The sequence below is a fragment of the Acetobacterium wieringae genome, assembly GCF_023700225.1.
Lineage (GTDB): Bacteria > Bacillota > Clostridia > Eubacteriales > Eubacteriaceae > Acetobacterium > Acetobacterium wieringae.
The window spans coordinates 214,759-238,043 of the sequence record NZ_CP097897.1 but is presented as its reverse complement, the minus strand read 5'-3'; the positions used below and the strand labels follow the sequence as shown (position 1 = coordinate 238,043).

The following is a 23,285-nucleotide window of genomic DNA, read 5'->3' as shown; positions in this document are numbered from 1 at the left end:
TCCTGATCGTTTTTTTCAATTATACCCTTAATTTTAAAGCGTTATCATCGAAATATAAAAACCACCTCAAAGAGATGGTTTTTTAAACTCTATTTTAATGGTTTTTGCAATTGCCATTACAAGACCTTGTTCAGGAAATTGATGGTTCTCTGATTTTTAGGATTCCCGAAGATTTCGCTGGGTGGGCCTTCCTCAACAATAAAGCCTTCGTCAATAAAGATCACCCGATCGGCAACTTCTCGGGCAAAGCCCATTTCATGGGTAACGACGATCATGGTCATCCCATCTTTTGCCAGCTGTTTCATAACATTTAAAACTTCCCCAACCATTTCAGGATCGAGGGCCGAGGTGGGTTCATCGAAGAGCATAACATCCGGATTCATGGCCAAGGCCCGGGCAATCGCTACCCGTTGCTGTTGTCCCCCGGATAACTGTTCCGGATAAACATTGGCCTTCTCTTCCAGATCAACGCTTCTTAGTAGTTTTCGTGCCGTTTCTTCAGCTTCTTCTTTGGTTTTAAGTTTAAGGGCCACTGGCGCAAAGGTAATGTTTTTCAAAACTGTCATATGCGGGAAGAGATTAAATTGCTGAAAGACCATTCCAATATCCTGCCGATATTTGTTGATATTACCATCGGCCCTGGTGATATCATTCCCATCGACCTCAATAGTTCCACTGCTAGCTTCTTCCAGGGCATTAATACACCGCAATAAGGTGCTCTTTCCCGAACCAGACGCACCAATAATACAAATCACTTCCTGCTCTTTAACTTCCAGGTTAATATCCTTCAGGACTTCTAAATCGCCAAAACTTTTTTTGAGATTCTTAATTTTTACTTTTCCCATAAGACATTTTCCTTTCAAGTCGTTTTGAGATCTTTGATAAGATCATAATGATCACAAAATACATCACCGCAACGATCGCCCATACCTCAAAGGATTGGAAGTTATTGGCAATAATCAGTCGCCCGGTCTGGGTTAATTCGGTTACCCCGATGACCGAAAGGAGTGATGTATCTTTCAAGGTAATAATGCATTGATTGATCAGTGCTGGTGTCATCGTTTTGACTGCCTGAGGCAGAATGACACTCCGCATCGCCATTCCGTAGGGTAAACCCAGGCTCCGGGCAGCTTCCATCTGCCCTCTGCTGATGGACTCGATCCCGCCCCGGAAAATTTCGGCGAGATAACCGCCAGCGTTCAGGCTAAGGGTGATAATCCCAGAAATTACCGGATCTGATTGAATTCCCAAAACCTGTGGAATCCCAAAGTAGATAAAAAACGCCTGTACCAATAATGGCGTTCCCCGAACAATATCCACATATACCAGAGCAATTGCTCTCAAACCTTTTTTCTTTGATACTGACAAGAGACCAAAAACAAGGCCTAAAATACCTGCAAAAAATAGCGAAATAATTGTTATTTCAACCGTTAATACCAATCCTGCCATCAGGCGGGGCCAATACTGTACAATTAATTCTGGAATACTCACGTCAACCTCCTTCAATAGTTTGAGTTGTCCAACAGTCTTTACTCACACGCAAGAAGTCACGCAAGTAAACACTTTTAGATAACTTAGAGAAATCATCTGCCAGAAGTGTATGCTGACAGATGATTTCAAATTAATAATGTGTTAAGTTTTTTCTAACAGATTATTTTTTGATATAGGTGTCCAGGATTTCCTGATACTTTCCATTAGCCTTCAAGTTAGCCAATCCAGTATTAAACATCTCAATCAACTCTGGATTTTGACCTTTTTTCACAGCGAAACCATAAGAACTTCCTTTTTCCATGTCAGTAACCATTTTAAGTGGTACACCACTGGCAATGGCATCGCCGACAACTGGATAATCTTCAAACAAGGCAACTGAATTTCCAGCTTTTACATCTTCATACATGTTGGCTGAATCCGGGAAAGAAACAGTTGTAAATCCATATTGATCTTTGATTGACTCAGCAAAGGTTGCCCCTTCCGTTCCGGTTTTAACTGCTACTTTTTGTCCTTTTAAATCTGCATAAGACTTAATTGTGTCATTTGAAGCAGATACTGCCATTACGACACCTGAGTCAAAGTATGGTTCGGAAAAATCAAAGGTTTTTTTCCGTTCATCGGTAATACTCATACCGGCGATCATCCCATCCGATTGACCTGTTGATACTTCACCCAGAGCAGCATCAAACCCAACGGCCTTTAATTCATATTCGAAACCCTGATCTTCAGCAATTGCTGCTAAAAGATCGATATCAATTCCGACCCGTTCACCCTTTTCATTTTCATACTCAAATGGTTTAAAGGTTGTGTCTGTAGCGATTACATATGTCTTCGTATCACTGCCAGTTTTTGTTCCGCTGGAACAAGCAGCTAATGAAAATACCATTGCCGCTACCATTACCAAAACACCAAGCTTTGCGATTCTTTTCATTTCTTTTCCTCCTAATAATAATAAGTTTTGGTGCATCTTTAGCCAATACACCCACTTTCATACAGGTAGCAGTATATCATTTTTATAAAAACTTCGCAATAAAAAAAACCATCGATTATAGTAAAGGATGGTTTAATCTATTCTTTAGTATCAATATGGAGACGACTGCTTAACTTCATTTGTACGCCAAGCTCGTACACGCTCAGCGTACAATCAGATCATCTCTTTTCATCAGCTTATTGTGTTTATTCTTCCGGATTCTCAGTCAGATATTTGCGGATCGACTCGTAGTCCCCTTCAGCCACGATGAATTCGGCCTCCAGATTTTCCAGCACTACTTCTTCCGGGAGAATCTCAACCTCTTTCTCCACTGGCGCTCGGTTTCGGGCTTCAACCAAAAGAAAATCTTTTTGATCCAATGCAATCTTGCGCTGGTTCAGGCCCGCTTCAATGATATCCAAATCATTGATCCGTTTATTAATCAGTTTGGATAGCCGAATCAGATCATCCAGAACCTCATCAACAACGAATTGTTTATCAATAATCATTTTCAACTTTTCGCGAATCAGATTACCGGCGGCCACAATTTTTTCATCCCCGGCAATGGGTTCATAGTTTTCCACTTCTTTCTGAAAATCACTGATAGCCCCCTGGAGATACTGGGTTTCCTTCATTGATTTTTCGATCTCATGAAACAAATAGCCCAGTCGCCGTTCAATGGAAAGAAAGCCCTCTTCGTTATCATCCACTTCTGTTGTTTTAATTCCGGCAGCACCTAAATTATTGACTGCCATTTTTTGAAGATCAGATTTTTTTTCTTTAACTGATGGTAAATCACCAAACAGCTCCGTGCTGCTGTTTTTAGGAACTTCGATTAACGGCTTCTGAGTTGACAGTATCATGGTCGCTTCCGGTGCTTGATTACCCATCGGCGAGTTTGCCTCAATCCCCACTGCTTTTTTCCCGTCTGATTCCATTGGGGGTAATCCTGCTGGCATTTTTTGTGACGATTGGTCCTGGCTTACTTGTTTTTGTCGGGTTCCACTCATAGCCTCAGTTTGACTTAATGGCGGTTTGTTTTCTTTTTTTAAATTTTCTTTGATTTCATTGAGAAAATCACTGGTCTGATAGCGTTTTTCCTCTGCAACAGCCCTCGGCTCATCAGCTCTGGGGGACTCCACATAGCGTTGCTGTCCTCTTTTTTCATTTTCCAGCAAACTGGTAAAGATGCTGTCGTACTCTGACTCTTCTTCATCATTTCGGGATAACCAGGTTTTTTTATCGCTTTTCACTTTTTTCCCTGAATTTTTATCCATTTTTACCGGTTCCTGTTTTTGATCATTACTCCGGTCTTTTTTAGCCGTCTTCTTTTTTCTTTCTTAGGCATTCGTGCTTCATCTGAAGATACACTCTGTTCTCGGGTATAATCATCATCTTTACCAATCAGAACCCACCATAACAGATGACACAGCGTTATCATTAAGAAGTCCGCCGCAGCCAAACCAATAAAAAATGTTGTCGGTACATCTGGAATAAGAAAAAAGCACATCGTAAAAATAATTCCGTTGCCAAGAATTGTAATCCCGCCGCCGATGAAGGGAATATTCTTTCGCAATAAGTTTCTGTTTAAATCGTACAAAGCCAGCACAATTGTCTTAATCCCGACAAAGAAACCCATCAGAATAATATAAGCATTGGCGTTTTCAAGTGTCATTAAAACCTGATAACCCAATAAAAAAGCATAGCCAGCGATTGCCAAGCCAATGATATCAAAAATTAACAAACCCCAGCATTTACCAAAACTTAATTTCATCAAATCACTCCTTGCTGTCATTTATAAAGATTGTTCCATCGTTTTCTCGTGAACTACCCTTATCAATCGTTACTTTTCCAAAGGTCGACGTCAGCGCATCCAAACCTTCTGTGTTGCGATACAAAGCTTCAATTTCCTGAAGCTTCTGATATTCACGATTGAGTGTCTCTTCTTTTCGATTCACTTCTTCGTGTCGCTTTTTCAAAATAGCCAGAGCCGTCCCTAAGGAATCCAGCATATCCTGAACCATTTTTTCCCGCTTTTCAATATTGGCCAGCTGGATATTCAACTCATCGGCTTTATAATTGGGAATTTCACCTTCACTTTTCAAAAAGCGGGATTCTTCTTCCTTCAAATCATCGAAGACCCGCTCGAAATGGTTGGCTTCTGGGCGCAGAGCGGTAGCCCCAGCTGCGCTTTTCTCAGGTTGTGCTGGGCCATTTTGAACCGTTTTGAGGATTAGTGATTTTAACTCTTCATCTTTTTTTAAAATCAGTTTTTCTAAATTTTCAATGCGCGATTCTACATATTCAAAGTACTCATTCTTTTCATTGAGTTCCTGTTCGTTTGCCATATTAACCCTACTCCTATATTCGCTATCAATCTTTGCATCTATTATAACAAAGTTTTCCTAAAATGTATAATAAGATTTAATGTTTGTTTTTTCTATTTATATTATTTTTACAAATATTTACATTTATGATATAATAGCCTACCAGTAGTCGTAAATTGGCGTAATCAGAATTTATTTTTAAGTAAAAGATGGGAAAACACTTTGCAAATTACCGGCACCGATGCGTCTGTAAAACGATCTGCAAACAGAGTTCTTTCCCAACGAGGTAAAAATTTGAACGATAAAAAAAAGAGTGTGATTAAAAACAGACGAAATCCAGGCTTAAAAAAGACATCCAACACGAATCCAAGGCCTGATACCCGTCCCCTTAAGACTATTAAATCAGAAACAAAAGCGAAACCCAAATCAAAGCAGTCAAAAACAAAGCCGGTAATCTTACCCAATCCATTACCAAAAAAAGAAAAAATCCAATGGCTTTGTAAAAAAGTTTTTCCGTACTATTCTGCTGATCATTATTTTTCTGATGGCCACCGCTTTTGCCGTTAACGCCTTTTTCTTAGGGAATGTCACCAGCGACCTGAAAGGAAATTTAAGCAAGTATGGAATCAGCAGTGAAGCGGCTAACTTTGCCAAACAGCATAAAATTGTTAATGTTGCCGTTTTCGGCGTCGACGGTCGTGATGATGTTGAAGGTGACCGAACGGATACCATCATGATAGCAACTGCCGATTATGAACATAGCAAGGTCAAGGTGGCCTCGCTGATGCGTGATACCTATGTTTATATCGACAAAAAATACGAATATGATAAACTCAATGCCGCCTACGCCTATGGCGGACCGGATTTAGCCCTTAAGACGATCAATCAGAATTTTGATACCACCATCACCGATTATGTCACCATTGATTTTAACGCCATGGTTTCAATGGTCAACGCCGTCGGTGGGGTCACCATCGATATTGAAACCGACGAAGAGCTGGAATGGGTCAATGAATATCTGATGGATGTCAATGAAAAAGTAGAAACCGGTTCCCCCTTTCTGGAAGAAACTGGACCCCAAACCGTTGATGGCTCCCAAGCCCTGGCCTACTGTCGAGTTCGGTATGTCGGCGATGGCGACTTTGATCGAACCCTGCGACAACGGGTTGTTTTTGAGCAGGTCTTGTCAAAAGCTCTTGATCTGGATCTTCAAGAACAATATAATCTGGTAATGGCGACCTTACCCTATGTGGAAACTTCATTAAGCACCCTCGAGATGCTCAAATATGGTGCCAATTTGGCTTTAATGCCTTCAAAAGATATCGAGCAAAGTCGTTTCCCCACCGATGACCTGATTTCCCTGGATATGCTCGACGGGGTGTCCTATGTTGTCCCCAATACCTTAGCCGAAAACATTGAAGCTTTTTATCAGTTTATCTACGAAACCGATTATACACCTTCGGATACTGCCATGGAGATTAGCGATGAGATCAAAACCGCTGTCAAGGGCAGCTCAAACGCATCCGGATCTGATAAAGAAGAACTATCCTATTAGAATCATAAAAGCCACCTGCTGTCTTTGACAACGGGTGGCTTATTATTTTGCTGCGCTTACTTTGCGATGAATTATCTTTGATTTTTCCGGGTTATGGCTGGCGAACGATATTGGGAACACCAAAATAATCAGCCAGGGCACGGTTTACCCAATGATTGGGATCCAATTGGACATCCTTTAATCCATACATCCCATTGTGGCTGGACAGGGGTACAATTTCCGGCACCTGAATCAGAGCTTCATTTTGGTGTTCTTCAATGATTTGAACCCGAGCGACATATTGTTTATTAACTGTAATGGCATCGATGCCCACGTACCCCCAGGACATGATGTAAAATAACAACACTGCCAAACCGGGAATGATTACAAATTTCCTGATCCGTTCTTCGGTCATTTCGAGTTGCCCAAAAGCATATACCACAGCAATAATCAGAAATGCCGCCAATCCAAACATCGCCCGAGGCGGAAACTTAGGTGGTGCCAGCATCACAAACATCGCTGCTGCAGCTGCCACAGTAAAAATCCCAAAATTCACCCATGCTTTTCGATCTTTTTCATTTCTTAACATGACAAAAGCAATCGCCGCCAAAATCACCAGCGGCATTAGCGCATAAAGATTATAGGCAAAATATGAAAGCCGGGTGATCAGCGGGTTTGATCCCACCATCATGGTGACCTCAGCAACGGCCGATTCATTTGCTACCCGCAAACTGTTTCCTGGTGCAAAAAGCATACATAAAAAGCCAGCGATCGAAAACAATAACCCGGTATACGCAAATGCAGGAATCCGAATTTTGCGTTTAATGTTAACGCCACAGTACAGCAGCATAATTAGAATCATCCCGCCTGCCGTATTTTCATTGGTAATCCCACTGATGAAAAATAAGGGTATCATCAGCAAGGCAAACCAGATGCTGTTTAACAGCTTGGTCTGTTTTTCTTCATATAGCCGAAATGGCAGGATTGCCAATAAAATAATTGTACCACACCATAAATAATTACAGGATCCCGTTAGCCACATCACCGTCTGACCAAACATCGGGATAAAAAACCAGACTAATATTGTCGTCAATAACAATAATTCAAAGCGGATTCTTCGACCCACCGCCAAAAAATAAACTGTCAGACAAAAGACAATATAGCAGAGGCTATTGGCCACATCAAAAACATCTTTTCCTAAAAACATGAAGAGTTGTGTCAATGTTTCAGCCACCACCCGCCCTCCCCAGGTCATGTAATAGGAAATCTGCGAGGTAACGATATCCCCAAAACTCATTACCGGCGTTGATGTAGCAAAAATAAATGTATAGACAAAATCATCAGCAATCAAAGGGGTTTTGCTGTTTAAAAACACCATGTAAGCAAATGTAACTGCTACTATTACCCAAAAGAGAATCAGATTCGTTTTTCGGGATTCGATTAAATTTTGAATCGCTCGATTTCCATATTTTTTTCCAAAACGGTCACTATTCATCATTTCACTCTACCTTCTAAACACCGATTTGCGCCATGCACTTGATCCGTTTATGATCACTCGAAACAACGCCCTTAGATAAACGCATAAACAAAAATCCCCCCGACAATCAACACATTGCCAATAATTTTACGCCGACTGAGTTTTTCTTTTAGAATCAGCATCCCCAGAATCCCAACATAAATATAGCCGGTTGATTCTAAAACCGGTCCCATTGTTAATGGCACCCCGCGATACGCAAAGGTGGTTAACAACGATGATCCGAAAAAGAAAAAATAAGCCCCGATCACATAGGGGTTTAAATACTCTCGGATGCGACTTTCATAATGAATCATGGCACTTTTTTTGAGAATAACTTGCGAAAGGGAAGCCACTAAAACCGAAAACAAATAGAGCGCATAATAAATCCATTCGTTATTTGTCATCACTTACCACCAAATATATTCCTGAAACAATAATCACCGAACCCAACAGCATCCCCCAGCGCAGCGCTTCTCCAAAAAACAGATATCCCCAGACAATTCCCCACAAAATGGTTATCGCTTTGTTGGCAAAAGCCACCGTTAAGGGAAAGCGTTTGAGTATCTGCTGCCAGAGAATGGCATAAACAAACAATATCAGTAAAAACAACCCATAATAAAGTATAAACGCCCAGGAAAGAAATACTTCTTTGCTGGCCATTTTTGAAAAAACCGATCCGATTGAATATAATAATAAACTTGCATGTAAAAACAAATAGTTTTTTAATCTTAGTGTTCCTCTGTTCTCATCCGATTTACTCATTTTTCTCTCTCATACCTCATTTTTACAAATACTTCCATCATTTTATAGAGTGCGATAACATTAAATGCGATAACCAATGGGTAGGCCCCTGCCAGATACCAATATGAAATGGCTACATAAGCCGAAATATCGGTATAGGCGACACCACCAGCCAGTACAGCCGCACTAAAGAGCAAGGCCGATAAAACCAGCCAGCAGTCCATTAGCTGATACTTGTCACGCATTTTTTTTATCAGTACAAAAAACGAAAGCAGGCCATAGACTACCAGAGCCACCATAAAGACCACTTCGCCCAGACTCTGATAAATCGCAGTAATACTGTTCATTAATACAAGTCTGACTTTTACATTCAATGGAATTGGTTCACCCTCTATTCGGGCCGCATTATTTGTAATGTCTTCAAAAAGTAAGATCCCATTCTGTCCATCATCAATACTGTCAACCATACTGGTTTTGACTGCTTTAAACCCGGTGACATACTGAGTTGTTTTTAAAAAAGCGCTGGCCAGTTTTTCGCCATATTCATCCCGCCAGGGAGACATCAAAGCAGATGGCATGGTTGGTCGACGCATAAGCTGGCCACTGTTAAAAGCCGCCTCCAATTCATTGGTCACCGCTTCATAAAAACCATTGGCCGTTTCGGCATCATCATAGTACCCTGAGTTGGAAACCGCTTCCCGCAACGCCCAAAAGAAAAAACCGTCCTCTACCTGTCTTACACTAGCATCTTTTTCGTACCAGGACCATCGATCCAGACTTGATTCCAACTCATTTTTTATACTTTTTAACGATGGGGATACCGCATAAATTTTAGTCATTGTACTTCTGGGAACTGAAGCCCGCTCAATTTCTTCACTCGGTTGCACTGCATAAATGAGTTTTATTGCCTTCGTAAAATTGCTGTCATTGAGCTCATTCGTGGTGTAAATTCCATAATACGCATAATTAATACTGGAAATAATAATCGTCGACACGATTAGAATTCCCAGCGGAACTACTGTAGTCATTCCTTTTTTCAGTTTTTCTTTTATTGATAATTCTTTTTTTAGAATAATCGTTATGCCGGTAATAATAATGACGCCCAGCACCAATGGAATAATCCAGATCCCATCTTCCCGGGTATGCCATAAAGCGGCCAAACCCAGTCCGGCAATAACTGCCCAGACCAGCTGAACTGCCGTTTTTTCAAAGCGGTTTAAATAAACGGCAAACATCCCGCCACTGATGACGAGAACCTGAGCGGCAGTTAAGCTATTTCGATAGACCCGGAGAAAGGTTTCATCGGCAAATGAGATCGGATTAAACAGCAACGCCAAAAAAATTAAATAAAGCGGAAATTCAGTTTTAAACAGTCGTTTGATCCCAAAAACAAAAATTACGCATGCGATGGAATAGATTCCTGGAATTGACAACGAATAGGGGATTCCAAACCAATCATTTGCAACTAAAAAAAGCGGAAAAAACAGCCCCTTGACCAACGTCTTTTCCGAGTATGAACCTAACCACTCTCCCTGAATTAACGAATTGGCCATATTGATCATTAAGCGATCATCGTGTCCGGCTCCGGCATGGGCAAAAAGAGGTATGCCAATGACCAGCAGTTGTTTGACCAGAATAAAACCAATCATGAAAATGACCAACCGGTATTTTTCGATCAATAACCACAGTCGATTCTTTAGGTTTCCTGAACTTTTTGACATCCTCTTTTCACCTCCTCAATTACTTATTATTTTCAATACAAAATAACAGACAACCTAGATCTTTTCTCTAGCCTGTCTGAAACCATCCTATTTTTTTCGTTCAATTTCCAAAATCCCCAGAAAGAAACTGGCAAAAATCAATTCAATACCAATGGCAATCAGCGTAGCCGCCGGAATTGTTATTTTCATTATTGATTCTGGCTGTAGATTGCCAAACGAATTGTTGCCCCAAATAACAAAGGCAATAATCGTCGCCACAATCCCCAGTAAGGTTAACAAAACCCCAATTACAACGCCTTTTTCAACGGTAAACTTTTCCAGGATACCAATGGTTTTCGGACTATTGGGTATAAATCCTGAGCTTAATGCATAGGCTTTGGTAAACATTGAAAATAAACTGATATTAACCCCAACCAGCAATGCTGCCGATCCATACATCATGGTATTGATTCCAAAATTCACATTACCGATTTTTGTGGGCCCGACGCCAATGGCCACCATCATCACCAATCCAATGACTGATAAAATAATGCCAGGATACAAAAATGTCCAATTGGGACTGTACATCATCAAAAATTTAAGATGCCGCCAACCATCCCGCCAACTTCTTAAGTGCGGGGGACGTGACCGACCATCCGGTGATAAGGTCGTTGGCACCTCTATCATTCTTAACTTATGCAAGGTCGCCTGAACAACCATTTCGCTGGCATACTCCATTCCTGTCGTTTGCAACTGAAGACTCTGAATCGCCAGCTCGGTTATAGCCCCGAAGCCCACAATGGAAGTCTTTAATGTCACTGGGATAAAAAATCCGCCCGATAAATGATAAGACCGGATTTCCCAAATACTTGTGCAACGGCGGCATCGCCCCTTTTTCAATTCCTCCTTTGAAGCGGTTTCCCATTACCAGTTCATAGCCTTCTCTCAGTTTTTCAAGAAACGGCATCAGGTTTAAAAAATTATAACTATCGTCTGCATCGCCCATGATAACATATCGACCTCGGGCGTTTTCACTCCCACCTCTTAGTGCGCTCCCGTACCCCTTCTGTTCGATATTGACAACCCGAGCCCCGTTTCTGATGGCTATTTCCTGAGATCCATCGGTACTGCCATTATCGGCAATGAGCACTTCGCCATCGACATTGTTATCTTCTAAGAAGGACATCGCTTTTTTTATGCAAATCTCCAATGTTTCCGCTTCATTCAGGCACGGCATTAATATCGTTAATTCGATTTCTCTCTCTTCCAATCGCTTTTCCTCTTTATACTTTATATTTTATTACTCACGTTCGCTTATTCCAACGTTGGGAAGACCGCCGTCAACACGATCTGCTTAGGCTTCTTTTCTCCAAATCTCATTCAATAGATTCAAATGCCTTTCAAAATTATGACGATGTTGCTTTTTTAACACCTGCAGAATAACACCACTGAAAAAACTGATAATGGCGATGATCCACAAGGCCGAAATGACAATCAAGGTCGGATATTTGTCGACCAGACCGGTTTCAAAATAATTAATTAAAATGGGCGTAAAAAAGATCCCGCTGATAATCAACAACACTAATGAAAGCATCGAGAAAAACAAATAGGGTTTGGTATCTCTAAATAAGGTTCCAATTGTCATCAACACTTTATACCCATCTGAATAGGTATTGAGTTTTGAGACACTACCTTCTGGTCGGTCCCGATAGTCAATCGGCACTTCAACTATTTTAAAATTGTTGTCCAGGGCAAAAATTGTCATCTCCGTTTCAATTTCAAATCCCTTTGATGTAACCGGAAAGGATTTTACAAACTCTCGGGTGAAGCCCCGAGCTCCGGTCATGATATCTTTTACTTCAGCCTTAAACAAAACATTGATTAATTTTCGTACCAGAACATTCCCTATGTTATGGAAAGGGCGCTTGTTTTCCGTGAAATAGGTCGAGGACAGCCGATCGCCGATGGCCATATCGGCCCGTTTTTGATAAATTTGTTGTTCCAATTCCAACGCAAATTCAGCCGGGTAGGTATCATCTCCATCCGTCATAATATAACAGTCGGCATCAATATCCCGAAACATCGATCGAACCACATTACCTTTCCCCTGTCGATATTCGTAGCGCACAATGGCGCCAGCCTTTCTGGCAATTTCATCAGTCCCATCACTGGAATTGTTGTCATATACATAGATATCAGCATGAGGCATGACTGCCTGATGATCTTTGATTACTTTTTCAATGGTTTTAGATTCGTTATAACAGGGGATTAAAATCGCTGTTTTTTGTCCTTTTTCCATCATTACTCCTTTAATTATAATTTACTATATATATCTTAAATCCGTTTTCATCTGCTAACTCCGTAAAGCTTACAGCCTCATTTGAAAGTATCGATAAATCCCGTTTTGAGAAAACATAGGTTACCTCTAGTTTTTCCAGATCCATAATATTTAAATTCACTTCAAAAAGATCTGGCGATTTCAGTTCAAAGTGTGTTTCATTACTTGTGTTAATCAGATTGACACTGATATGGGCATAACGGTTATATATTTCCTCTGCTGATCCATCCGGATCCAGTAGATGCCATCTTTCCAGATTCGGATACACATTTGTGGAGTTTATTGTTGGTGCGCCAGCCATTAATGGAAAATTAATCACTGGAAAACCAATTTCCGCTCCCGAATCGACAATCCATAATCCGTTTTCCGTCGTATTGATCTGTTGAATTCTATTGATTAAATTCGTCTGGTAAATCGCATCCAGTCCATTAACAACTGGATTCACAAATAATCCTGCAATAAAAATGATACCAAAGACAATCACCAATAACGTCTTACGGGCCCACTCCTTGTTTCCACTTAAGATGACGTAAAATGATCCAAACAAAAGAAGTAAACTAATCATACTCATTTTCAGATCAAGATAACCGTCATATGTTTTAAACGCCAATAGCGTGATTCCGAGGCTCATGAGCAGTGCACTACCCACTTTAAACCATTTTGAAAACGCACCGTCAAATAAAGCAAGGGCCCGGATCAACAATAAAATATTTATGAATCCTACTGCCAAAAAAGCTCGAACCGGCTTTGAATAACTGAGCAAGGTGATTTTTGCCAACCATTCCGGCCACGGAAACAAACACCATACTATCATCATGGCATTTATTAAAAGCAGCGGGATCAAGAATTTATCCTGCTGCTTTTGTTTTATCACTACCCACGCAGACAAAACAATTCCCAACGGAAAGAAATCAAAATAAACTGCCAGCTCACAGGGATTTGCATACGTCAGTTCCCGTGAAAAAGCAAAAAACAGGTTGCCCGGATATAAAAACAATCGCAACCCCTGGTTTCCCCCGGTTTCAGCACTTCCTCCCGGATAAACCGTATTCATCACCGAGTCAATTGTTCCTCCAGATTTAGACAAAATATAAATCATGCCCAAACTCAATAATAGAATCAAACCAACGCCAATTCCAATATCTTTTTTATTCCAGACAAAATGCTTCCGATTTTCCAGCACAACGCCAATGAATAATGCCAGAAATACATATACCATTGGTACTTGCCAGGCTGGATAAAAGGTTAAAATATATCCACCGGCACAAATTAACATCACCAAGGCATACAGTGACCGTCGATAGTAATTCTGATTATTCATATACAGGGTGATCATGATCAACGCCAGTTGACCAAAAACCAGCATTTCAACCAGACCGTTGATGGCAAACCACCACTGCACAACGGGAGACCAGGTAACCATCAGGGTATAAATCAAGGCCAGCAATTTACTCTTATTCGTGAGGATCATCCCAAATTCAAAGGATACTAAAAACAAGGCAATGGTTCGACCGATCCAAAAAAATGACAGCCCTTTTGCCGGAGCCAACAGTAAATAACCCCAATGAAATGGTCGAAAAAATATCGCAATATCTCTTACCGGTTGACCATATATGATAAAGGTGTCGGTTAGTGCCCCCCGAATGGTTTCACTGAAATAAGGAAACAAACCCGAATGATTATAATACTGCGACAGCATCATCGGTGTATTGACCGCCCACTCGTCACTACGGATTGCTCTTGATATGCCAATCAATGGTTGTGAAATATTGGTTAAATTAGTTAAATAATTCTGCCAATACAAGATTGATGAGCCATGAATTTCAAAAAAAACAAGGAAAATCCCCAATATCGCCGAAATCCAAAAACGATATCGATAGGCACGGTCGGCCAATTTTTCCATTCCGTAATGATTCACCAAAATGCTCAAGCCAATTCCAATACTCATAAAAAAGAATAACCTGACAAAATCGAAAGTCTGAATAATCTGGGCAATTCCTGACCATGATTGGAACGATTCAATCGCAATTTTGTTTTCAATCATTAAAAAAAACAATTCACTGAAACCGGCTAATATTAATGACAAAATTATTAAAATGAAAATATTGATCTTTCTATTTGTTAATATTCCATTCAACTTAATACCCACTCTCAAACACCGCTTTAAATGTCATAAAAAATACTTTGATATCAAACCACAGCGTCCATTTTTCGATATACTCGATATCACACTCGATCCGTTTATGAATCGAAGTATCCCCACGCCAGCCTTGAACCTGAGCCCAACCGGTGATCCCCGGCCGAACATGGTGTTTGATCATATACTTAGGAATTTCGTGTTGAAACTGGGTGACATAATGGGGTCTCTCGGGTCGGGGTCCAACAATACTCATATCCCCTTTAAGTACATTGTAGAACTGTGGCAGTTCATCAATGCTGGTTTTTCGGATAAATGCACCAAATTTCGTTTTACGCGGGTCGTTCTCAGTGGTCCAGCCGATTTCCCCAGGAATGGCGGCATCACAACGCATCGATCTGAATTTGTAAATCCAGAATTCCCTTCGGCCCATCCCCACCCGAATTTGCTTATAGATAATCGGCCCAGGTGAGGTTACTTTAACCAGAATTGCCGTAACCAACATAATTGGTGAAACCAGAATTAAAATCAGAATTGAAAGAATAATATCAATTGCTCGCTTGATCCATTTATTCAAGGGCTGATCCAGGGGGATGTAACGGGTATTGATCAATGGAATACCATCCAGTTCATCAAAATAAGCTGTTGTTCCCTGAATCAAGTGAAAATAATCTGGAATAATCTGGGTTTTAACACCCTGGTATTCACAGATATCAATGACTTCATCGATTCGTTTAAAACTGGTATTCGGCAAGGCAATAATGACCTCATCCACCTGATATTCTTCCAGAATTTCATTCATTTCCCGGGTTTTTCCCAGGATCGGGATCCCATCTTTATCGCTTTTGTGATAATAATCATCAACATACCCGGTTACCTTATAACCCAGCTGACGATCTCCAGCGACTTTTGCAGCAAAGGTTTGACCAATACTACCAGCACCAACAATAATAATATACTTGATGTTAAAACCCCGTTCCCGGGCCATTCGGAGAATTTTGCGAATCGATCCCCGCTCCAAAATCATCATCACCGTAGAGGTAATAAAGAAAATCCCCAGCATATACCGTGAAAAATGGATGCTTTTCATGGTAAATAAGGCCGACATTAAAATCGCAATGCCAATAATGTTGGCAAAGACGATTTCCCGGCATTCTTTAAAAAAACGCTGTTTGCGATATGGTTTGTAGAGGCCAAAGAACAGAAAAAGAACAAGATAGAGGGGGATAATGATTGCCAGCAAATCAATATAAGCCCTCAGGTTCATGGTCCGCACGCCATCATCAAAGAAAGGTGAGACAAACCGAATATACCAGGCAAATAAAAGAGACGCTGTCACCACACACAAATCAAACAACACCAATATAAAATTAAAAAAACGCTGATTGCTTTTTATCATGCCTGTCTCCCTTCCCTGTTTTTATTTTCTGCGATTATTTTTTGCTAAGGCCATTTTTTTCATGATTGTCGTTCCTGTAATCACGCACCACCGGGTAAACCGATTATATTTATTCTGATAATGTTTATTATAAAAAATGATCATCGAATCATAAAATGCGGCAATCACTTTGGGATTTCGTTTGCCGATGCCACTGGCTTTTTTGTGATGAAAAATTCGAACTTCCGGATAATACATGACCTGATACCCGGCCTGTTTGATCCGATAACACCAATCGACGTCTTCCCCATACATAAAAAAATCCTCATCCAGCATCCCTACCGTATCGACTACGGCTCTGGGAACCAACATAAACGCCCCCATAATACAATCAATGGAACAGGTTTTATTTTCATCCACATAGGTCAGATTATAGGCCCCAAAACGGGTGCTTTCGGGAAAGGTCAGGTCCAGATTGAGACTGTGATAAAGTCCGTTCATCGGTGTCGGAAAGCTTCGTTTACAGGCCGGATCCAGTTTTCCTGATGGCAGCAATACCTTACAACCCAATGCCCCGATATGTTTGTGATCTTTAATAAAAGCCAGGGCACCTTTTAAGGTATCCAGATCAACAATGGTATCGGAATTGAGCAAGAGTATATAGTCGCCCTTTGCCACCGCCATACCGATGTTATTGGCCTTTGAAAAGCCCAGGTTTTCGCTGTTTTTGATAATCGTTATTTCTGGAAACTGCTTTTCAATGGCTTCGATGCTGCCATCATCAGAAGCATTATCGACCAGAATAATTTCATAGCACAATCCTCTGGTATTACTTTTTATAATTGAATCAATACAATTTGATGTCAATTCTTCTGTTTTATAATTAACAATAATAATCGATAAATCCATTTTCAGCCTTTCTTAAGCCATTTTGTCTTTCAAAAGACATTATATTTTACCATACCCCCCACAAATATGGAAGGGCCGATCTAAAAACTGTTTTACTTGCCTATTTTATTTTCAACTTGTCTAAATACATTCACTATCAATTGGACTTCAATAAAAAAATAATGCTTCAGATTTCGAAACTGAAAAGGAACCTTCGTCATGATTCGATGCTTTTTCAGACCTTCTTTAATCCCAGCTCGATAATCCTGGCCAAAGCCCCTTTTGGCAAACGTTATGTATTTAACGATAAACCCCAACAATAAAAACGGGCTGTTAACCAGTAATTGAACAAATGGCATGTTTTTATATGCGACATAAATATTATTGCGGGCTGAAATCTGAACCTTGAAGGGACTGTACTTTTGGCCTTCTGCTGTGGTTGCGCTGCCAATATGGTAGCAGATCGCTTTGGGTTCATATCGATTTTTATAACCATTGATCAATGCACGGTATCCGATATCAACGTCCTCCATATAGGCAAAAAAAGCTTCGTCAAACAAGCCAATCTCATTTAGAATCGATCGGCGGTAAATCCCCGCCCCGGCACAACTACTAAAAATTGCTGTTGGCTTATTATGAGCGTTGACCGATTGGCCATCGCCCCGTTTGTATCCCCAGCCCAGAATATTATAAAAATCGCCGGTATCATCGAGCTTATCCCGTTCATAAAAACGAATCATTTTTGAACTCACCGAAAAGGTTCGGGGATTATCATCAATATGCAAATATAAATATTTCACAAAATCAGGATCCGCCACCACATCATTATTTAAAAGCAAACAGTATTTTCCACGACTGGCCAGAATCCCCTGGTTAACCGACTTATCAAAACCCGAATTAACGGGATTTTCCAATAACATTACATTTTCATAATTCTTTATGATATCAACACTCCCGTCACTGGAGCAATCGTCGACAACTATGATTTCCATGTGTCCGAATGTACTAAAACTTTGTACCATCATACTATCCAGACAATTGGCGATAAAATTCTCCCCATTGAAATTTGGTATAATTACTGAAACATCACACTTCATAAAACCTTCCTTTATTCTGTCCATAATCCGTTTTATTATAACATAGGATCTTCCTTTACTAAACAAAAAGAGACCAGGAACTTTTCCCAGTCTCTCTTTTGGGCACTATCTCAATTTGCATTGCTGTAAGGGTTGTGAAAGTCAATCCATATTTCCGGATCGACACAGGCATCATCAGCATTGGCGATTGCTCCAAAATGCAGATGCGGTCCATAGGCATTATCGATATAGGTTCGTTGGGCGTTATAACCAGAGCCCCCGACTGAGCCAATTTTTTGGCCCTTACTTACCGACTGTCCCACACCCACGTTAATTTCCTGCAGATGTCCATAAAAGAAGGAAACACTTTCACCGTAGCGATCAGTGGTGCGGATTCGGACGTAGCGACCATAGCCCATAAAAAAACCGGCTTTTTCGACAATACCATTGCCAACCGCATAGCAGGAGGCATAATAGGGTGCCGGGATATCAACCCCTTCGTGAATATCACCCCAGCGTGGTCCAAACCAATCGGTGGGATCGCTGGGATTGGGTTTATAATTTTTATCCAGCGGATAATTATAAAAACCATATACTGTTGCCGTATTCTGTAAAATCGTTTTACTGGAGTCCTTAACAAAAACCATTTTTCCGTTTTTATCAACCAGGTAAGCATGCGAAATAAACGCATCAACAATAATGTTATAGTTTCGCAGATTAATGTTGGCTTCCCATGTGTGATTGCCAATATAGGTTGCCGGCTCCCAACGCAGATCATCCTGACCATTTGAACGGCTCCAGGTTGGCATCATGATGGCGGTCACACCGTTTTCACTTCCCACATTCCTGATCCGGATTTTGAAGGTATTATTCAGCACCGCCTTATCATACTCGATGATGGGATTAAGCTTTGCCAATGTAAAGTTAACGCTTTCAAAAGAAATAGTCTCTCCATTATTTCCCTTGATATAAGTATGGATAATAAATGGGCCGGTTTCAAATCCATGGTTTTCAATATCCACCGAGGCAAGGTATTCTCCATTTGCGCCAAGCACCCCTTGATACCATCTTATCTCATCCTGGCCATTGCGATTTGACCATACCGCAAAATCGACCTGCTTGATCCCAGGCTTTTTGCTGCAGTTTTGAGTGCTGATGACAAACTTCGATCCATCATTTTCCTGCTGTTGTGCCGTAACTTCCAACGGATCTTTCGCAAATGGATTATCAATGATTTTCGTTGTCGCTCCTAAATACTTCTGTTGTCCATTTTTATCGGTAACATAGACGTGGCTGATAAAGGTATCATAGCTTTGTTTATAATCAGCGATATTTATCACCGCTTCCCAGGTATCATTTCCTACATAGGTAGCTTTTTCCCAACGCAGATCGTCATGACCGTTGATCTGTGTCCAGGTTGGTACAACAACATCACTGACACCATTGCGGTTGCTTATCCCTGAAATACGAACCTTAAAACAGTTATTCAATACTTCTGTCATCGAAATAACAGGCTGAGATTCTTCAAGATTATAACTACTTCCAACAACTTTTAGTATTTCACCCTGCTGTCCATGGATGTAGGTATGGATCAAGTAAGATCCTGTCTCGTATCCATGGTCTTTACTATCGATGGTGATGCAAAACTCCCCATTTTTATCCCGGGTTCCCTCATACCAATGCAAGTCATCCTGGCCATTCCGTGCTGTCCAGGTTGGAAACAAAACCCTGCCAATCTCAGCTTTTCCAGCACAACCGATGGTACTGACCGTAAACTGAGTCTTATTCTCTGCCGCTTGTGAAATGATGATTCTCAGATCACTAACCCCAGTTGTTGTTTTTACTGTTTCACTCAATTCTTCATCCGGATTTTGATCGTTCGTTGTTACCGCATCCACTTCATCAACCTTTACATCTGCATTATCACTGCCTGCAGTATCTTTAGTTGTTTCCGGGTTTTCCGGTTGCAATGCCGGTTTTGTGTCTGTCCGTACTTCCGTTTTTTCTGATAACGCATTTTCCTGAACAGCAAATTCCATTTCATCCTGTGCCAGGATTTGACCTGCTGAAACAAACATAATCAATGCCCAACAGATCACCAACGATTTTATCGAATTGCACTTCTTTTTTTCATTTCCCCTCACCTTAAATTAATCCCGGACTTTTCACTACCCTATCATTGAACCATTGTCGGCGTCAAGTCTAAGATATAAAAAAACAGAGCTGAATTTCTTCAGCTCCGTCTTTTAATCAACTAAAACTTTTTCATAATCGCCTTAACCTTACCTGCATAGGTGGTATCAGCTGCCCAGGTTCCGGCCAGTTCTTCAACAGAAACGGCGCGCAATCGCAGGGAATCATTCCAGCGTGGATCAACCTTGGTTTGATTGAGCGCTGCACTGCTGGCATAACATTTTAGATGCTGTACATGTCCTCGAATTCCAGTTTGGAGACCTGTACTGCTACTTCCGTATACTGCTGCGAAATCAAATCCCGGTACGCCGCCAGTGGCTCCCAGCCCGGCAAAATTGAATTGGGAAACTTTGACATCCCCACCAAACTGAAGATTTCCAGTTTCCAGCATTGCCTGGGCAAAGGCAACCTCCGCCCGAACGCCTTCGGCATTACACTCCTGCACATAAAGCTCTGCAAATCTTTCTAAATTAACACCAAGATCATTGTAAAGCTGTGGATAGACACTTCCAGTTCCTTTATAATAGGCTACAAGTTGTGCCGCAGTCACTGTCGAAGCCCCCATGATCGGGGTTTCTACATAACGGACACTCACTGACGTATTGCCCAGAAATACCGATCGTCCATCTGATTCAACACCATAGGCATGAATCGAATAAGTACCACTGTTACCATTGTGATTCTTGGTATCAATTACCACCTGAAAGCTGCCATCGCTTTGTTTGGTGGCTGTATACCATTTAATATCATCCTGACCATTTATGTCACTCCAGGTTGGAATCAAAATACTTTTAATTCCATTCGGTGCGGTGATACCGCTCACTGTTGCTGTAATAATATTCTCATTAACAACTGCTTTCACGGTTGATGCGGTCATCGGTTTTGTCGCCGTAATATTCGCTGAGGTATTCCCTAATAAGGTCATTCTTCCGCTAAACTCGGTTCCATAAGCATGAATACTGTAAGTACCGCCAACATACTTGTGATCTTTAATGTCGACTGTGACCATGTAGCTGCCATCACTTTGTTTTTCAGCAAGGTACCAAACCAGATCGTCCTGACCGTCAGCATCACTCCAAACCGGTACCGAAATTTGTTTGATACCACCTGGGGCGTTAATTCCTTTTATCGTTGCTGTAATCTTATTACCCGAAACACTGGCGGTAACACTGGTTGCCGTCATCGGTTCAATCACAACACTAGCTTTTGCCGCTCCGACAAAGGTCATTTTGCCATTACTGTCTTTACCATAAGCATGAAGAATATAATCTCCTGTATCATAATTGTGATCTTTGATATCCAGCGTCAACTTATAGCTGCCATCGCTTTGCTTTGTTGCTGTGTACCATTTAATATCATCCTGACCACCGGTTTCGCTCCAGACAGGAATTAACATTTCGGTAATGCCATAAGGAGCTGTAATGCCTTTTATGGTTGCGGTAATTTTTCCGTTTGATACCACCGCGGTGACACTGGTCGCTGTCATTGAATCAACCTTCACGGTTGTCGTCGTGCTACCCAAAAATGTCATTAATCCCGTGTTATCTTTTCCATAAGCATGAATATTATAGGTTCCGCCATCATATTTGTGATCTTTAATATCAACGGTGATCTTATAACTACCATCACTTTGTTTAGTCGCAGTGTACCATTTCAAATCATCCTGACCGCCGGTTTCACTCCAAATTGGGATAAATAAATCGGTGATACCACCTGGCGCCTTGATCCCTTTAACGCTAACGGTAATGGTGTTCCCTGTCACGCTTGCTGTCACACTGCTGGCACTCATTTTTTCCTGCACAGATGCATTAACAGTCGCTGTACTTTCACCTAATAAGGTATACTTCCCATAGGAATCCACACCATAACAATGCAATTGGTAATCACCGCTGGTATAACCATGATCTTTTACATCAATGGTCACACTGTAAGATCCATCGCTTTGTTTTGTGGCCGTATACCACTTCAGATCATCCTGACCACAATCATCACTCCAGGTCGGGATATAAATAACCTGCAATCCGTTGGGTGCCGAAACGCCCTTAACCGTCGCTGTAATTTTATCACCACTCACCGTGGTTGTAAAACCGCTGGCTGTCATTGGTGCGGTTGCGGCGCCAAAAATCTCACTGACGCTGGCTAAAACCTGATCCGCCATTTTTTGCTGATTGGTTCCGTCGGCCAATTTCTGCGATTCAGCGTTGTTTGACACAAATCCCGCTTCAATCAAAACTGACGGCATACTTGTTTTTCGGGTATAGGCATCATCCCGTTCCACAATTTTATTACGACTGGGAACATAGGTTAAATTCTTACTGAAATTTGAATTCATCAGGTTGGCCAGCTCTTTGGATTTTAAGGCGATGGTCGGTGGAGTCGCATCGAGATCCGCCAACGACCCATCACTCCATAAACCGGCTTTCTGATAAATCCCATTGTTGTCGACTGATGGATGATAGCTACTCCAATAGAATTCATAACCGCTGGCTGTCGCCGCCCCGGAATTATGATGTACACTGAGAAATAAATCTGCTCCTAAGCTGTTGGCCGCACTGCATACCGTTGTCGAATTATTTGTAGTCGTCGCCAGCATGGTTGGCAAGCCAGGATTTCCGGGAATCTGATGACTCAATATGGCATTATAACCGCTATTTCGCAAGGTTGTGACAATTTTAATGGCCAAGGCATTATTGAGATCCACTTCCTTAATACCGGTTGTTTTATTAACGGCCCCGGTATCGGTTCCTGACTGATGTCCCGGATTAACCACGATGGTGGTGCTTGCTGCCTCCACGCTCAGACTAAAATACGAAAAAAAGGTCAGCAAGGCCAGAACCATCACCACTCCCAGCGCAATCTGCTTTCTTAAATTTTTTATCTGCGTCATTCTTTTCCTCCTTTCTTTTAAATTTTTCCTGTTGTCATTATATTGATAGTTGTAACGATAATAGCATAAAAATTTTACATCGTCAATTTATTCGTTACATCTTTTGCGT

General features: G+C 41.2%; 21 protein-coding genes. 2 read left to right on the top strand and 19 right to left on the bottom strand.

Going from position 1 to position 23,285, the window contains the following annotated elements; all coding sequences use genetic code 11:
- Positions 1 to 116 precede the first annotated feature (116 nt).
- From CHL1_RS01150 to CHL1_RS01125, 6 genes are all read right to left on the bottom strand, one after another.
- On the bottom strand, positions 117 to 845 hold the full coding sequence (locus tag CHL1_RS01150) for an amino acid ABC transporter ATP-binding protein (RefSeq protein ID WP_070371596.1): 729 nt from the start codon (positions 843 to 845) through the stop codon (positions 117 to 119).
- Entirely contained in the window at positions 826 to 1,491 is a 666-nt protein-coding gene (locus CHL1_RS01145) for an amino acid ABC transporter permease (RefSeq protein ID WP_070371597.1), read from the bottom strand. The genes CHL1_RS01150 and CHL1_RS01145 overlap by 20 nt, the downstream gene beginning before the upstream one ends.
- Positions 1,492 to 1,651: 160 nt before the next feature.
- On the bottom strand, positions 1,652 to 2,458 hold the full coding sequence (locus CHL1_RS01140; protein ID WP_338076041.1) for a transporter substrate-binding domain-containing protein: 807 nt from the start codon (positions 2,456 to 2,458) through the stop codon (positions 1,652 to 1,654).
- Positions 2,459 to 2,667: 209 nt separating this feature from the next.
- Positions 2,668 to 3,738 carry a hypothetical protein gene (locus tag CHL1_RS01135; RefSeq protein WP_250934403.1) on the bottom strand — a complete coding sequence of 357 codons (1,071 nt, stop codon included), beginning with the start codon at positions 3,736 to 3,738 and terminating at the stop codon, positions 2,668 to 2,670.
- 2 nt (positions 3,739 to 3,740) lie between these two features.
- Entirely contained in the window at positions 3,741 to 4,235 is a 495-nt protein-coding gene (locus CHL1_RS01130) for a hypothetical protein (RefSeq protein WP_250934402.1), read from the bottom strand.
- Between the two features lie 4 nt (positions 4,236 to 4,239).
- Complete coding sequence (locus CHL1_RS01125) at positions 4,240 to 4,809, bottom strand: hypothetical protein (RefSeq protein WP_070371600.1); 570 nt, start codon at positions 4,807 to 4,809, stop codon at positions 4,240 to 4,242.
- 273 nt (positions 4,810 to 5,082) lie between these two features.
- On the opposite strand from CHL1_RS01125, the gene CHL1_RS01120 reads away from it, so the two are divergent.
- Both CHL1_RS01120 and CHL1_RS01115 read left to right on the top strand, forming a co-directional pair.
- The gene (locus CHL1_RS01120; RefSeq protein ID WP_250934401.1) at positions 5,083 to 5,355 is read left to right on the top strand and encodes a hypothetical protein; all 273 of its coding nucleotides are present in this window, start codon (positions 5,083 to 5,085) and stop codon (positions 5,353 to 5,355) included.
- Positions 5,333 to 6,343: an LCP family protein gene (locus CHL1_RS01115; RefSeq protein ID WP_250934400.1), complete on the top strand. Its 1,011-nt coding sequence runs from the start codon at positions 5,333 to 5,335 to the stop codon at positions 6,341 to 6,343. Before CHL1_RS01120 ends, CHL1_RS01115 begins: the two co-directional genes overlap by 23 nt.
- A 91-nt stretch (positions 6,344 to 6,434) precedes the next feature.
- On the opposite strand, the gene CHL1_RS01110 is transcribed toward CHL1_RS01115, so the two are convergent.
- The 13 genes from CHL1_RS01110 to CHL1_RS01050 all read right to left on the bottom strand — a co-directional run bounded on the left by CHL1_RS01110 (position 6,435) and on the right by CHL1_RS01050 (position 23,176).
- The gene (locus CHL1_RS01110) at positions 6,435 to 7,820 is read right to left on the bottom strand and encodes a DUF3329 domain-containing protein (RefSeq protein ID WP_250934399.1); all 1,386 of its coding nucleotides are present in this window, start codon (positions 7,818 to 7,820) and stop codon (positions 6,435 to 6,437) included.
- Between the two features lie 71 nt (positions 7,821 to 7,891).
- Complete coding sequence (locus tag CHL1_RS01105; protein ID WP_070371603.1) at positions 7,892 to 8,242, bottom strand: EamA family transporter; 351 nt, start codon at positions 8,240 to 8,242, stop codon at positions 7,892 to 7,894.
- Entirely contained in the window at positions 8,232 to 8,600 is a 369-nt protein-coding gene (locus CHL1_RS01100) for an EamA family transporter (protein ID WP_070371604.1), read from the bottom strand. The genes CHL1_RS01105 and CHL1_RS01100 overlap by 11 nt, the downstream gene beginning before the upstream one ends.
- Positions 8,597 to 10,300, bottom strand: a complete 1,704-nt coding sequence (locus CHL1_RS01095) for a hypothetical protein (RefSeq protein ID WP_070371605.1) — start codon at positions 10,298 to 10,300, stop codon at positions 8,597 to 8,599. The genes CHL1_RS01100 and CHL1_RS01095 overlap by 4 nt, the downstream gene beginning before the upstream one ends.
- 87 nt (positions 10,301 to 10,387) lie before the next feature.
- Entirely contained in the window at positions 10,388 to 11,032 is a 645-nt protein-coding gene (locus CHL1_RS01090; RefSeq protein WP_250934398.1) for a hypothetical protein, read from the bottom strand.
- Positions 10,974 to 11,549, bottom strand: a complete 576-nt coding sequence (locus CHL1_RS01085) for a glycosyltransferase family 2 protein (protein ID WP_250934397.1) — start codon at positions 11,547 to 11,549, stop codon at positions 10,974 to 10,976. Before CHL1_RS01085 ends, CHL1_RS01090 begins: the two co-directional genes overlap by 59 nt.
- An 84-nt stretch (positions 11,550 to 11,633) precedes the next feature.
- On the bottom strand, positions 11,634 to 12,578 hold the full coding sequence (locus CHL1_RS01080) for a glycosyltransferase family 2 protein (RefSeq protein WP_139142362.1): 945 nt from the start codon (positions 12,576 to 12,578) through the stop codon (positions 11,634 to 11,636).
- 10 nt (positions 12,579 to 12,588) lie between these two features.
- Positions 12,589 to 14,565 (bottom strand): DUF7657 domain-containing protein, encoded by a 1,977-nt coding sequence (locus tag CHL1_RS01075; RefSeq protein WP_250934396.1) that lies wholly within the window; start codon positions 14,563 to 14,565, stop codon positions 12,589 to 12,591.
- 190 nt (positions 14,566 to 14,755) lie between these two features.
- Entirely contained in the window at positions 14,756 to 16,153 is a 1,398-nt protein-coding gene (locus tag CHL1_RS01070) for an undecaprenyl-phosphate glucose phosphotransferase (RefSeq protein WP_070371608.1), read from the bottom strand.
- 21 nt (positions 16,154 to 16,174) lie between these two features.
- Positions 16,175 to 17,041: a glycosyltransferase family 2 protein gene (locus CHL1_RS01065; RefSeq protein ID WP_250934395.1), complete on the bottom strand. Its 867-nt coding sequence runs from the start codon at positions 17,039 to 17,041 to the stop codon at positions 16,175 to 16,177.
- Between the two features lie 92 nt (positions 17,042 to 17,133).
- Positions 17,134 to 18,117, bottom strand: coding sequence for a glycosyltransferase family 2 protein (locus CHL1_RS01060; RefSeq protein WP_070371610.1), 984 nt, complete (start codon positions 18,115 to 18,117; stop codon positions 17,134 to 17,136).
- Positions 18,118 to 18,227: 110 nt separating this feature from the next.
- A complete protein-coding gene (locus CHL1_RS01055) occupies positions 18,228 to 20,174 on the bottom strand; it encodes a GBS Bsp-like repeat-containing protein (protein ID WP_250934394.1) in 1,947 nt (648 codons plus the stop codon).
- A gap of 176 nt (positions 20,175 to 20,350) precedes the next feature.
- On the bottom strand, positions 20,351 to 23,176 hold the full coding sequence (locus tag CHL1_RS01050; protein WP_250934393.1) for a GBS Bsp-like repeat-containing protein: 2,826 nt from the start codon (positions 23,174 to 23,176) through the stop codon (positions 20,351 to 20,353).
- Between the last annotated feature and the right edge of the window lie 109 nt (positions 23,177 to 23,285).